Origin of the sequence: Luteibacter yeojuensis (assembly GCF_011742875.1) — a bacterium.
GTDB classification, from domain to species: Bacteria; Pseudomonadota; Gammaproteobacteria; order Xanthomonadales; family Rhodanobacteraceae; genus Luteibacter; species Luteibacter yeojuensis.
On record NZ_JAAQTL010000001.1, the window covers coordinates 465553 to 479129 of the forward strand.

A 13577-nucleotide genomic window follows, 5' to 3' on the forward strand; every position below is an offset into this window, starting at 1 on the left:
ATGGACCGTTTCGGCGAGGTACGTGCCACCACGCATCGCGACGGCGATGACCTGCTGAGTGCCGGCCTGGGGCTTCGCGGCCTCGCCGGCGCGCCGGTGCCGTTCACGCGGCCGGCGGCGCCCACACCCGCGGAACTGCGCCGGCGCGCCATCCAGTCCTGCTGGAAAGGCATCGCCGACCTCGGCCCGCTTGGCGGCTTCGGGACCCTCTATGGCCGGGTGCCCGACGTGCCCGGCCGGGAGTTCGCCGCCTTCACCACGCTGAATGGCGCGAAGGCGCCGCACCGCGTGCTGGTCCAGGTGCCGGACGCCTTCGATCGGGCGAAGCGCTGCCTCGTCGTCACCGCTTCGCCGGGCACGCGGGGGGTCTACGGCTCGATCGCCGTCGCCGGCGCATGGGGACTGCCGCGGGGTTGCGCCGTGGCTTACACGGACAAGGCGGCGGGCAGCGGCTATTTCGATACTGCGGACGGCAGCGGCGTCGCCCTCGACGGCACGCGGGCGAAAGCGGGCGAGGCGCCGCTCGAGTTCGAGCCTGCGGGGATGCGGGCCGAGGCCGGCATCGCCGTGAAGCACGCGCATTCCGGGGATCACCCCGAGGCGGACTGGGGGCGCCACGTGCTGCAGGCGGCCCGCTTCGGCCTGGCCATGCTCGACCGGGCATTTCCCGACGAGGCCCCGTTCACGCCCGCGAATACGCGCATTATCGCCACCGGCCTGTCCAACGGGGGCGGGGCCGTGCTGCGCGCCGCCGGCGAGGATACCGACGGCATCCTCTCGGCCGTCGTGGCCCTGGCGCCGAACATCCACGTGGCCGGCCACGGGCGGCCGTTCTACGACTACGCCACCGAAGCCGCGGTGCTCCTCCCGGCCGCGCTGGCGGCGCCGGATTTCGACGGGCTGCCCTTCGCCCGTGTGGGCGGCGCCCAGCCACCGGCATGGGCCCTGCGTGCCGCCTCCCTGCGCGCCCATGGCCGCTTGTCCGGCCTCCTGCCTCCCGCCCAGGCCGCGGAAGCCCTGGCGATGCTGCGGGCCTCCGGGTGGCAGGACGAGGCGCTGGCCGTCGGTGCGTCGTCGACCTCGCTGGACATCTGGCGCACCGTGACGGTGGCCTACGCGTCGGCTTACCTCCGGCGTTCCGCCGGGGGCATGCCCTGCGGCTTTTCTTACCGCCCGCAACACACTGGCGGTGTCGCGGGCCCGGTGGATGCCATCGTCCGCGCCGCGTGGTGGGCCGACGGTTCGGGCTCGCCGCCCGGCGCGGGCATCCTGCTGGCCGGCGGCAGCGACCTCTCGATGGATCCGACCCTGCCGGGCAACCTCTGCCTGCGCGACCTGTGGACGGGGCAGGGGTCGGAGACGACACGGCTGCGCGCGGCGGTGGACGCCACGGCCGCGGCCTTGCCGCGTGAGGACTTGCCGATCCTCGTGGTGCATGGCGCGCAGGACGGCCTGCTTCCCGTGGCGTTCACGTCGGAGCCGTACGTGGCGTGGCTGCGTGCGTCCGGGCGCTCGCCGGTCTTCTGGAAAGTGCCGTACGCCCAACATTTCGACGCCTTCCTGGCCTTTCCGGATTTCGGCGACCGTCATGCGCCGTTGCTTCCCTTCGGGTATGCCGCGCTGGACCGGGCCTGGGCGTGCCTGGCCGAGGGCAGGCCCCTGCCTGAGGACGCGGCGGTACGCGACACCCGGCCAAGGGGACCCGGTGCCTTTACTGCTTCCGCGCTCGCCGTGCCGGCGGGCTGAACCGCCATCACGCTTTCTTGCTTGAAGTCCTGTGACAGGGGCGCCATCTTCGGTAGCCTTGCATCCCCCGGGCCGGGCGCGACCAGCGCACCGGCCTGCATTTCAACGAGTTACAGGAACCGCGATGACCATCAACGTCACCATGAAGACGAACAAGGGCGATATCCACCTGCGCCTGCACGACGAAAAGACCCCGATGACGGTGGCCAACTTCGTGAACCTGGCCAAGCGCGGCTACTACGACGGCCTGTCGTTCCATCGCGTGATCGCCGACTTCATGATCCAGGGCGGTTGCCCGGAAGGTTCGGGCCGCGGCGGTCCGGGTTACCGCTTTGGCGACGAGTTCGACGGCAGCCTGAAGCACGACAAGCCCGGCGTCCTCTCCATGGCCAACGCCGGGCCGGGCACCAACGGCTCGCAGTTCTTCATCACCCACGGTCCGACCCCGTGGCTGGACGGCAAGCACAGCGTGTTCGGCGAAGTGGTGGGCCCGGAAGACCAGAAGGTGGTCGATGCGATCCGCCAGGAAGACACCATCGAGAAGGTGGAAGTCTCCGGCGACGTGGACGCGCTGCTCGAGAAGCAGGCCTCGAACGTGGCGAAGTGGAACGAGACCCTCGACGCACGCTGACAGGCGGGTGCAGGGACCTGTAGAGGCGCTATAGCGGCGAGAAGCCCACGGAGCGATGAAGCGGCGAGGCAGGTTCCCTCGCCGCTATAGCGGCTCCTGCAGGAGACAGACCTACAGCGGCGGACGGCGGGGCCGTGTTAAAATGGCGGCCTTTGCCCCAGCCCCCGTCGAGGAAACGATGCCGCAACTCGCCAAGCGTATCGGTCGCGCCAAACCCAGTGCGATCATGGTCATCGCCGAGAAGGCCAAGCGCCTGAAGGCCGAAGGCCGCGACATCGTCAGCTTCTCGATCGGCGTCCCGAACTTCCTCCCCGGCGACCACGTGTACGCCGCCGCGCGCGAGGCGCTGGCGAAGGATTCCGGCCAGTACGGCAGCAATCGCGGTCCCGACGCGCTCATCGACGCCTTCCTGGCGCACATCGAAGCGCTCGGCCTCACCGGTTACGCCCGCAAGAACGTCACTACCGGCGTCGGCGCGAAGCAGGTGCTCTATAACCTGGCCGAAGCGCTGCTCGACGAAGGCGACGAGATCTGCTTCCCGGCCCCGTACTGGACGAGCTACCTCGACATCGCCGAGATCGTCGGCGCGAAGATCAACATCCTCCCGTGCCCGCCTGAGCAGAACTACAAGCTCACGCCGGCGCAACTGGACGCCGCGCTGGCGCGCAAGCCGCGCGTGTTCCTGTTCAACAATCCGTCCAATCCCACGGGCATGGTCTATACGCGCGAGGAAATCGCCGCGCTGGCCGACGTGATCGCGAAGTACCCGGACACCTGGGTCGTCACGGACGATATCTACAACACGATGGTCTTCGACGGCGTGGGTTACCACAATTTCGTGCACGTCCGGCCGGACCTCAAGGACCGCGTGATCTTCGTCGATTCGATCTCGAAGACCTATGGCATGCCGGGCTGGCGCGTGGGCTTCATCGCCGCGCCGGAATCCGTGGCCCTGGCCGTCACCACGCTCAACTCCAACCACATCACCAGCCTGCCGGAAGTGGTCAACGCGGCGGCCCTTGCCGCGCTGTCCGGGCCGCAGGACATCCCCCTCGCGAAGTGCAAGGAATTCGCGGCGAAGCGCGACCGCGTGTACAACGCGCTGCTCTCGATTCCCGGCGTGGTCTGCCCGCGTCCGCAGGGAGCGTTCTACGCCTTCCCCGACATCTCCGTAGCCTTCGGCAAGAAGCACAACGGCGTGGCGATCGATTCCGATATCGATTTCTGCGCCGTGCTACTCGAAGCCAAGGGTGTGGCCTGCGTGCCGGGCTCGGCCTTCGGCGAGCCGCGCGCGCTGCGCATTTCCTATTCCTGCCCGGACGAGGCGCTCGACAAGGGCATGGCCCGCATCGTCGAGTTCTTCGCCGAGCTCACCTGATCTTCAGTCCAGCGATATTTTGAGGAGTCGAAAGATGAAAGCACCCGTTCGCGTCGCCGTCACCGGCGCAGCCGGCCAGATCGGTTATGCCCTTCTGTTCCGTATCGCCGCCGGCGACATGCTCGGTCCCGACCAGCCGGTGATCCTGCACCTCCTCGAGATCACCCCGGCGCTTCCGGCGCTGCAGGGCGTGGTGATGGAACTCAACGACTGCGCGTTTCCGACCCTCGCGGGCGTGGTCGCCACGGACGACGCGAACGTCGCCTTCAAGGACGTCGACTACGCGCTGCTCGTCGGTTCGCGTCCGCGCGGCCCGGGCATGGAGCGCAAGGACCTGCTCGAGGCCAACGGCGCCATCTTCGCGCCGCAGGGCAAGGCCCTGAACGACCACGCCAAGCGCGACGTGCGCGTGCTGGTCGTCGGCAACCCGGCGAACACCAATGCGCTGATCGCCCAGCAGAACGCACCGGACCTCGATCCGAAGTGCTTCACCGCCATGGTCCGCCTGGACCACAATCGCGCGCTGTCGCAGCTGGCCGAGAAGACCGGCGCGCACACCGCCGAGATCAAGAAGGTCACCATCTGGGGCAACCACAGCTCCACCCAGTACCCGGACCTGCACCAGGCCTCGGTGAAGGGCAAGCCGGCGCTGGAGCAGGTCGACCAGACCTGGTACGCCGACACCTTCATCCCGACCGTCCAGCAGCGCGGTGCGGCCATCATCAAGGCGCGCGGCGCGTCCTCGGCCGCGTCGGCCGCCTCCGCCGCGATCGACCACATGCGCGACTGGGCGCTGGGCACGGCCGAGGGCGACTGGACCTCGATGGCCGTCCCGTCCGACGGTTCGTACGGCATCGAGCCGGGCGTGATCTTCGGTTATCCGGTGACGGTGAAGGACGGCAAGTACGCCATCGTGCAGGGCCTGGCGATCAACGCCTTCTCGCAAGCCCGCATCGACGCGACCGACAAGGAACTGCGCGAGGAGCGCGCCGGCGTGGAGCACCTGTTCGCGAAGTGATCGCGACACGACCATGCAAACGAGGAGGCCGCGCTGCAAGGCGCGGCCTTTTTCTTTTTGCTCACCTTTGACCTTGCAACCTTCGAGTCGCCATGGCCCACAGTCCCCGCCTTGTCATCTATGCCGCGCTCGCTGCCAACATCGGCATCGCCGCGGCGAAATTCTTCGCCGCCGCCGTCAGCGGCAGCTCGGCCATGCTGTCGGAAGGCGTGCACTCGCTCGTGGACAGCGTCAACGAGGTACTCCTGCTGCATGGCCTGCGTCTTTCGCAGAAGCGGCCCGACCGGCAGAACCCCCTGGGATACGGACGCGAACTGTATTTCTGGAGCTTCATCGTGGCCCTGCTGGTGCTGGCCCTCGGCGCCGGTTTTTCGCTCTACGAGGGCGTCAGCCACATCCTCTCGCCCGAACCCCTGCGCGATCCGACGATGAACTACATCGTGCTCGCCGTGGGCGTCGCGTTCGAGGGCACGTCATGGTGGCTTGCGCTGAAGAGCGTGCGGCGGAGGAAAGGCATGCTCGGTTATTTCGAGGCGTTCCGCACCACCAGGGATCCGACCACGTTCACCGTGCTGTTCGAGGATACGGCGGCGCTACTGGGCCTCGCGATCGCCGCCACGGGCATCTACTTCTCGCATGCCCTGGGCGATCCGCGCATCGACGGCTGGGCATCCATCGGCATTGCCGTGGTGCTTGCGCTGGCCTCCGCGCTGCTGGCCCGGGAAAGCAAGGCGCTGCTCATCGGCGAACCGGCGACCCCGAACCTGCTGGCGAAGGTCTGCGGCATAGCCGGGCGTGTCAACGGCGTGGAGGCGGTGAACGGCGTGCTCACCCTTCAGGTGGGGCCGGATCATGTGCTGGTGGCGATTTCCGCGGCCTTCGACGACCGGCTGACCACGGTGGAGATCGAGGAGGTCGTGCGCACCATCGAGGCCCGCACGAAGGAGGCGAACCTGCCGATCGTGGCACTGTTCATCAAGCCGCAGACGCCCGAAAGGTGGCGCGAACGGTTACGGGAACTGGACGGCGATTGAGACGCTACGGGAGTGCGCCCTTGCGGGAGCCGGCCATGCCGGCGATCCCGCGGCAGCGGGCAAGCTGCCGCGAGTACCCATCGCCGCGGAAGCGGCTCCCACACAAAGCGCGCGCGCTCAGGAGTGCTCGCCTTCCTTCGGCGGTTTGCCGCGGCCTTCGATGTGGCCGCCGAAGCCCATGCGCATCGCCGACAGCAGGCGCTCCGCGTAGGTGTGGTCCTGGCGCGAGCGGAAGCGGGCGAAGAGGGCGGAGGTGAGCACCTCGGCCGGCACGGCCTGCTCGATGGCGGCGTTGACCGTCCAGCGGCCTTCACCGGAATCGTCGACGTACCCGGAATAGTTGTCGAGCTCCGGGCCCTTCGCCAGCGCGCTGGCGGTGAGGTCGAGCAGCCACGACGAGACCACGCTGCCGCGGCGCCATACCTCGGCGATGTCGGCCATGTCGAGCTCGTAGCGTTCGCGCTGGGGCAGGTGGGCGGCGTTGCGGTTCTTCAGGATGTCGAAGCCTTCCGCGAACGACTGCATCATGCCGTACTCGATGCCGTTGTGGATCATCTTGACGAAATGGCCCGCGCCTGCCGGACCGGCATGCATGTAGCCGTTTTCCACGCGCGGGTCGCGGCCTTCGCGGCCCTCGGTGCGCGGAATGTCGCCGGCGCCCGGGGCCAGCGTCTTGAAGATGGGGTCGAGATAATCGACCGTGGGCTTGTCGCCGCCGATCATCATGCAGTAACCGCGTTCGAGGCCCCAGACGCCGCCGGAGGTACCGACGTCGACATAGTGCTGGCCCTTCGCGGCGAGCGTTTCGGCGCGGCGCGCATCGTCCTTGTAGAACGTGTTGCCGCCGTCGATGACGATGTCGTCCTTGCCGAGCAGGTCGCTGAGCTTCGCGACGGTGGTTTCGGTGATCTCGCCAGCCGGCAGCATGACCCATACCACGCGGGGCGAGGGCAGGGCCTTGACCAGGGCTTCGAGGGATTCGACCGCCTGGCCGCCATCCTTCGCCAGCGCGTCGCGGGCCGCGGCATTGTTGTCGTAGACCACGGTCTCGTGACCGTCCCTCATCAGCCGGCGGGCGATGTTGCCGCCCATGCGGCCCAGTCCGATCAAACCGATTTTCATGCGTGGGGTCCTCGATGTGTACACATAAGCACTAGGGTATTGCGGTTATCCAGGCCGTACGCAAGATATACATACGGATACCGTCCGACCCGGGGCAGGAACCTGACTTCCGGCATGCTGGAGTCCGGATTCGGTTGCCGGTTACGCTGAGGGGTCGTCCCATGAGTGTAGCCGATGAAAAACCTTGTCCGATTGTCGCTCGCTGCCGTGGCGCTCGCCGGGGCCTTTGCCGCCATGGCCGCCAACTTCGATCCGCGCGAGACTTTCGCGCCCTTCACGTATCCGGAGCCGGTCAACGCGTATCGCTCGGGCAGCGGCATGCCGGGGCCGATGTTCTGGCAGAACCGCGCCGATTATGAACTGGCCGCCACGCTCGATCCCGTGAAGAACACGATGAGCGGCAAGGCGACCATCCGCTACACGAACAACAGTCCCGACGCGCTCGACGTGCTGTGGCTGCAGCTGGACGAGAACCGCTTCACCGCCGATGCGCGCGGCAACTTCACTTCGGGCAAGGCCGAGAAGCGCCATACCGACGGTTACCGCATCGCATCGGTGACGGTCGACGGCAAGAAGGCCGACTACATCGTCAGCGACACGCGCATGCAGGTCCGCCTGCCGGCGCCGCTCGCGGCGAAAGGCGGCAAGATTTCGCTGGCCATCGTCTATTCTTACGATCTTCCTGGCGATTTCGGCGGCCGCACCGGCTTCGCGCCGTCGAAGAACGGCAACATCTACGAGATGGCCCAGTGGTATCCGCGCATGTGCGTCTACGACGACCTGCGCGGCTGGGATACCGCGCCTTACCTCAACAGCGAGTTCTACCTCGAGTACGGCGATTTCGACTATGCCGTCACCGTGCCGTCCGACATGATCGTGGCCGGTTCGGGCGAACTGGTGAACCCGGAGGACGTGCTCACCGCCACGCAGCGCGAGCGCCTGGCCAGGGCGCGGCAAAGCGACAAGACGGTGATGATCCGCACGGCGGAAGAGGTCTCCGACCCGGCGAGCCGTCCGAAGAAGGGTGGCACGCTCACCTGGAAGTTCCGCATGAAGAACACGCGCGACGTGGCCTTCGGCGCGTCCACAGCCTATGTGTGGGATGCCGCGCGGATCAACCTGCCGGAAGGGAAGACGGCGCTCGCCATGTCGGTCTATCCGGTGGAGAGCGTGGGACAGGATCGCTGGGGCCGTTCGACCGAATACCTGAAGGCGTCGGTCGAGCATTTCTCCACGAAGTGGTATCCCTACCCGTATCCGGTGGCGATCAACGAGGCGGGCACGGCGGCCAGCGGCATGGAGTACCCGGGGATCGTCTTCGATCCCATGAGGGCGCCGGCCAAGCCGCTGCACATGGTGACCGCGCACGAGATCGGCCATACCTGGTTCCCCATGATCGTGGGCAGCAACGAGCGTCGTGACGCGTGGATGGACGAGGGCTTCAACACGTTCATCGACGTGTACGAAGCCGATGCGTTCAACCACGGCGAGTTTGCCCCCAAGCGCGACGCCGAATATGCGCCGAAGGGTGGCAACCCCGTCGACGAGATCCTGCCGCTGCTGGCCGACCAGGACGCGCCGCCGCTACTGATCGGCGCCGACATGATCAAGGAGAAGTACCGCCACCCGGCCACTTACTTCAAGGCGGCGCTTGGCCTCGTTCTGCTTCGCGAGCAGATCGTCGGCCCGGAACGCTTCGATCCCGCCTTCCGCAAATACATCGCCACCTGGGCGTACAGGCATCCGTCGCCGTCGGACTTCTTCCGTCTGATGGAAAGCGAGACAGGCGAGGACCTGTCCTGGTTCTGGCGCGGCTGGTTCGAGCACAACTGGCAGCTGGACATGTCGGTGGACAAGGTCGACGGCTCGACGGTCACGGTGTCGAACCTGGACCGGCTGGTGATGCCAGCCACCCTCCGGGTCACCTTCGACGACGCGTCCACCCGCGATATCCGCATTCCGGTGGAAACCTGGCAGCAGCACAAGAGCTTCGACGTGGACGTGCCCGGCGGTCGCAGGATCGTCCGCGCGGAAATCGACGCGGACCACAAGATTCCAGACCGCGATCGCGGCAATAATGCGTGGCCCCGCTGACGGACCGCCCGATGTCGAACCGTACCACCGCCGTGTCCAACCTCTTCGCCATCGTCGTCGCGGCGGTGGCGTGGCCCACACTCGTGCTGCAGTACTGGCTCATCGTCTGGTCGGGCTCGCTCGGGGCGGTGACGATCCGTTATTTCAGCTTCTTCACCATCCTCTCGAACCTGCTGGTGGCGCTCGTCGCCGCGTCCGCGGCGACGGGCGGCAACTGGGCGCCCATGCGGCTCCTGCGCGCACCGCGGGTCCGCGGGCTCGCCGCCGTGTCCATCGCGGTAACGGGCCTGGTCTACCTGGTGGTATTGCGCTCGTTGTGGCACCCCCTGGGGCCCCAGCTGATCGCCGACCGCTCGCTGCACTACGTGATACCCATGCTGTATCTGGCGTGGTGGCTGGCCCTGCTGCCGCACGGCGGCCTGGTATGGCACGACGCCTTGCGCTGGCTGTGGTTCCCCTTTCTCTTCGCCCTCTGGACCTTCGTGCGCGGCGCGATCGTCGACGAATATCCCTATCCGTTTCTCGACGTCGGCCAACTGGGCTATCCGGCGGCATTGCTCAACGCGACGCTGGTAGCTGTCCTGTTCCTGGTGCTGGGCGTAGCCCTGGTGACCCTGGACAAGGCCCTGGGTAAGCGATCCACCGACGGGTAGGAAGGCACCCGAGGGGACTACAATGGCGGCATGATCTTCCGCTGGTTCGAATCCCTCATCGACATCTTCCGCGAGGCGCCCGACCAGGCGCCGCCGAAGGGTGTCGTGCGTTTCTACGCGTACTACCTGCGCCAGGTCTGGAAGATCTTCGCGGCGACGCTCGTCGTCGGCCTGGCGGTGGCGTTGATCGAGGTAGCGCTGTTCGACTTCCTCGGCCGCGTCGTGGACATGGCACAGAAGACCCCGGCGGCCGTGTTCTTCCAGACGCACTGGCGCACGCTGGCCTGGATGGCCTTCGTCGTGGTCGTGCTCCGGCCGCTGGCCATGGGCCTGCACGACCTGCTGGTGAACCAGGCGCTGAGCCCCGGCATGACCAACATGGTGCGTTGGCAGCATCACCGCTATGTACTGAAGCAGAGCCTGGCGTTCTTCCAGAACGATTTCGCAGGCCGCATCGCCAATCGCATCATGCAGACCGCGCCGTCGCTGCGCGAGTCCGCGGTGCAGGTGGTGGATGCGCTCTGGTACGTGAGCGTCTATGCGGGCACCTCGGTCTATCTGTTCGCGAAGGCCGACGTTCGCCTGGCGCTGCCGCTGGTGGGATGGATCCTCTGTTATATCGGCATGCTGGTGTTCTTCGTGCCACGGGTGAAGGAGCGTTCCTGGCGTGCCTCCGAAGCCCGCTCCAAGCTGATGGGCCGCATCGTCGACGGGTACAGCAACATCATCACGCTCAAGTTGTTCGCGCATACGCACCGCGAGGAGGCCTATGCGCAGGAGGCGATGCGCGAGCAGACCGACAAGGTGCGTTCGTCCAGTCGCATGGTGACCGGGATGGATGTCTCGATCACCTCGCTCAACGGCCTGCTGATCGCGGGCACGAGTGCCCTGGCGTTGTGGCTGTGGGTGCGCGGCATGGTGTCGACGGGCCAGGTGGCGCTCGCGGTGGGCCTGGTGATCCGTATCAACAACATGTCCGGCTGGATCATGTGGGTGGTCAACGGCATCTTCGAGAACGTGGGCACGGTGCAGGACGGCATCACCACGATCTCGCAGGAGCGCACGGTACTGGACCGCGAGGACGCGGTGCCGCTGCGGGTGACCCGAGGCGAGGTCCGTTTCGACGACATCCATTTCCATTACGGCAAGGCCGGCGGCGTCATCGCGGGCCTGGACCTCATCGTGCGGCCGGGCGAGAAGATTGGACTCGTCGGCCCCTCGGGCGCCGGCAAGACCACGCTGGTGAACGTGATGCTGCGCCTCTACGACCTCGAGGACGGCCACATCGCCATCGACGGGCAGGACATCGCGAAGGTCACCCAGGAATCCCTGCGCTCGCACATCGGCGTGGTGACCCAGGACACCTCGCTGCTGCATCGCTCGATCCGCGACAACCTGCTTTATGGCCGCCCCGACGCGACCGAAGCCGAGATGCTGGCCGCGGTGCGCCAGGCGCGGGCGGACGAATTCATCCCGGGACTCTCCGACGGGGAGGGGCGGACGGGCTTCGATGCCCATGCGGGCGAGCGCGGGGTAAAGCTGTCCGGCGGGCAGCGGCAGCGCATCGCCATCGCGCGCGTGCTGCTGAAGGATGCCCCGATCCTGGTGCTGGACGAGGCCACCTCGGCCCTGGATTCGGAGGCGGAGGCGGCGATCCAGGAGAGCCTGGAAATCCTGATGCGCGGCAAGACCGTGATCGCCATCGCCCATCGCCTCTCGACCATCGCGAGGATGGACCGCCTGGTGGTGATGGAGCGTGGCGCCATCGTCGAAACCGGCACGCACGCGGAACTGATCGCGCATGGCGGCCTGTATGCCAGGCTTTGGGCGCACCAGACCGGCGGCTTTGTCGGGGTGGAATAGCTGGCTGTAGGAGCCGCTATAGCGGCGAGAAGCCAGCGAAGCGATGAAGCCGCGAGGTAAGCCCCCTCGCCGCTATAGCGGCTCCTACAGTTTCGTCACCCGCGAGGCTCCTGCGCCTCGCGCTCGATCCATCCAATGAACGCCAGCGCCGCCGCCGAAGGCGGGCGGTGGGCGGAGTGCGCTACGTAGTACGCGAACCGCGTCGGCAGCTCCGGGCCGGGCAGGCGCACCAGCCGTCCGTCGGCGAGGTGTGCCGTGGCCAGCCGTGTCCGCGCGAGCACGGCGCCCAACCCGATCGCGGCCGCGTTCAGGCTGTCAGCGGAGTCGCTGATGGTGTGTACGGTGCCTTTGCGCGGATACCGTACCCCGGCCGCCTTGAACCACTCGCGCCAGCCCTCGGGAGCGATGTCGGTCAGCAGGGGCAGGGCGGCGACATCGCAGATGTCCTGCACCCGCGCCGCGAGCTCGGGCGATGCCAGCGGCTGGAGCGAGTCGTTCATCAGGAACCGCGATGTCACGCCCGACCATTGCCCGAAGCCGTAGCGGATGCCGAGGTCCGGGCCGCCTTCGTCGAAGCGTGCCAGGGCGCGGTCGGTATCGATGGAAAGCCGGATATCCGGATGGGCGTCGATGAACCGGCGGAGCCTCGGCGTGAGCCAGTTCGCCGCCAGCGAAGGCAGCACACTGAGACGGAGGCCGTTCTCGCGCCGGTGCTGGCGCAGGCTGTCCAGCACCGACTCCACATCGGCCAGGGCCGAACCCGCGGCGTCCGCCAGCAGACGGCCCTCGGGGGTGAGGGCCACGCCGCGGGCATGTCGCTGGAACAGGCTCACCCCCAGGGACACTTCGAGCTTGCGTACGTGGTGACTGACCGCGCTCGCCGTGAGGTGCAGCTCCTCGGCCGCGTGCGCGAAGTTCTGGTGGCGTGCCGCGGAGGCGAAGGCGGCGAGGGCAGGGAGCAGAGCGGAACGCATGCGAGGGATGAATCAGATGAGAGGCTGGCTTGCAAAGGATGCGCTTGTCGCGCCTCCGGTTCCAGCGACAATAGTCACTAGCCACAAGTGAGGTTCGCATGTCGTCCGCTGCAGACTCCCCCATCGATTCCCTCGCCCCGACGGCGGACCGCGACTGGCGCACGCCGGTCGAGCTCGTGGCCCTCGGCGCCATCTGGGGCGGCTCATTCCTCTTCATGCGCGTGGCGGCGAAGGACTTCGGTCCGTTCCCCATGGTCTTCACGCGCCTCGCGTTCGGCTCGGCCATCCTGCTGCCGTTGTTGTGGCGCGCACGCTCGACCCTCCGCCTCGCCCACCTGTGGAAGATGCTGGCCATGGGCGCGCTGAGCGCCGCCATTCCGTTCACCCTGTTCGCCTGGGGTGCCGAACGAGCCCCCGCTGGCATCGGCGCCATCGCCAACAGCATGACGGTGCTCTTTGCCGCGCTCGTGGCCTTCGTCGGCTTCGGCGAGAAGATCGGCACGCGCAAGGCCATCGCCCTCGTCGCGGGCTTCGTGGGGGTGGTCATCCTCGCCAGCGGCCGCACGGCCGGCGAAAACGTCGCTCCCGCCGCCCTCGCCGGCGCCGCCGCGTCCTTCTGTTATGGCCTGGCCGGCAATCTCATCAAGAAATACCTCGCCGACATCGCGCCCACGGCGGTGGCCGCCGGCTGCCTGCTCGGCGCGACCATCCTGATGGCGCCCCTGGCGGCGGTCACCTGGCCCGACGCGGCCATCCCGGCGAAGTCCTGGGCCGCCGTCGTCGCCCTCGGCGTGCTCTCCACCGGCCTGGCTTATGCGTTCTATTTCCGCCTGATCCAGCGTATCGGCGCGCCGCGAGCGGCCACCTCCACCTACCTGGTGCCGCTGTTCGGCGTGGGCTGGGCGTGGATGTTCCTGGGCGAGGCCCTGACGCCGACGATGGCCCTGGCAGGCGTCATCATCCTGGGCAGCGTCATTTTCAGCCAGAAACGCAAGGCCTGATCGATCCCTTTCGCCGGAGGCGCGGCATCGACTAGTCTCGGCTCTCTTCATACAGCCGGGACT

The 13577-nt window shown here is 67.5% G+C and carries 11 protein-coding genes; 9 read left to right on the forward strand and 2 right to left on the reverse strand.

From position 1 onward, the window contains the following. The 5 genes from HBF32_RS01945 to HBF32_RS01965 all read left to right on the forward strand — a co-directional run bounded on the left by HBF32_RS01945 (position 1) and on the right by HBF32_RS01965 (position 5807). Positions 1-1746 carry a 3-hydroxybutyrate oligomer hydrolase family protein gene (locus HBF32_RS01945; protein WP_166697951.1) on the forward strand — a complete coding sequence of 582 codons (1746 nt, stop codon included), beginning with the start codon at positions 1-3 and terminating at the stop codon, positions 1744-1746. Positions 1747-1870: 124 nt separating this feature from the next. Beyond that, positions 1871-2377 (forward strand): peptidylprolyl isomerase, encoded by a 507-nt coding sequence (locus tag HBF32_RS01950; protein WP_166697952.1) that lies wholly within the window; start codon positions 1871-1873, stop codon positions 2375-2377. Between the two features lie 178 nt (positions 2378-2555). Continuing rightward, positions 2556-3755, forward strand: a complete 1200-nt coding sequence (locus HBF32_RS01955; RefSeq protein WP_166697953.1) for an aminotransferase class I/II-fold pyridoxal phosphate-dependent enzyme — start codon at positions 2556-2558, stop codon at positions 3753-3755. 34 nt (positions 3756-3789) lie between these two features. Beyond that, entirely contained in the window at positions 3790-4773 is a 984-nt protein-coding gene (locus tag HBF32_RS01960; protein ID WP_166697954.1) for a malate dehydrogenase, read from the forward strand. 92 nt (positions 4774-4865) lie between these two features. After that, on the forward strand, positions 4866-5807 hold the full coding sequence (locus tag HBF32_RS01965) for a cation diffusion facilitator family transporter (protein ID WP_166697955.1): 942 nt from the start codon (positions 4866-4868) through the stop codon (positions 5805-5807). Between the two features lie 117 nt (positions 5808-5924). On the opposite strand, the gene gnd is transcribed toward HBF32_RS01965, so the two are convergent. Beyond that, entirely contained in the window at positions 5925-6929 is a 1005-nt protein-coding gene (gene gnd, locus HBF32_RS01970; protein WP_166697956.1) for a phosphogluconate dehydrogenase (NAD(+)-dependent, decarboxylating), read from the reverse strand. Between the two features lie 174 nt (positions 6930-7103). Here gnd and HBF32_RS01975 point away from each other — a divergent pair, with 174 nt between their 5' ends. The 3 genes from HBF32_RS01975 to HBF32_RS01985 are packed head-to-tail and all read left to right on the forward strand — an operon-like array spanning position 7104 to position 11539. Next, positions 7104-9023 (forward strand): M1 family metallopeptidase, encoded by a 1920-nt coding sequence (locus tag HBF32_RS01975; RefSeq protein WP_166697957.1) that lies wholly within the window; start codon positions 7104-7106, stop codon positions 9021-9023. Positions 9024-9034: 11 nt separating this feature from the next. Continuing rightward, positions 9035-9676, forward strand: a complete 642-nt coding sequence (locus HBF32_RS01980) for a Pr6Pr family membrane protein (RefSeq protein WP_166697958.1) — start codon at positions 9035-9037, stop codon at positions 9674-9676. 30 nt (positions 9677-9706) lie between these two features. After that, entirely contained in the window at positions 9707-11539 is a 1833-nt protein-coding gene (locus tag HBF32_RS01985) for an ABC transporter ATP-binding protein (RefSeq protein ID WP_166697959.1), read from the forward strand. 95 nt (positions 11540-11634) lie between these two features. Here the strand turns inward: HBF32_RS01985 and HBF32_RS01990 are convergent, their stop codons facing one another. Next, positions 11635-12513: a LysR substrate-binding domain-containing protein gene (locus tag HBF32_RS01990; protein ID WP_166697960.1), complete on the reverse strand. Its 879-nt coding sequence runs from the start codon at positions 12511-12513 to the stop codon at positions 11635-11637. Between the two features lie 98 nt (positions 12514-12611). Here HBF32_RS01990 and HBF32_RS01995 point away from each other — a divergent pair, with 98 nt between their 5' ends. Beyond that, positions 12612-13514 carry a DMT family transporter gene (locus HBF32_RS01995; RefSeq protein WP_166697961.1) on the forward strand — a complete coding sequence of 301 codons (903 nt, stop codon included), beginning with the start codon at positions 12612-12614 and terminating at the stop codon, positions 13512-13514. Positions 13515-13577 lie beyond the last annotated feature (63 nt).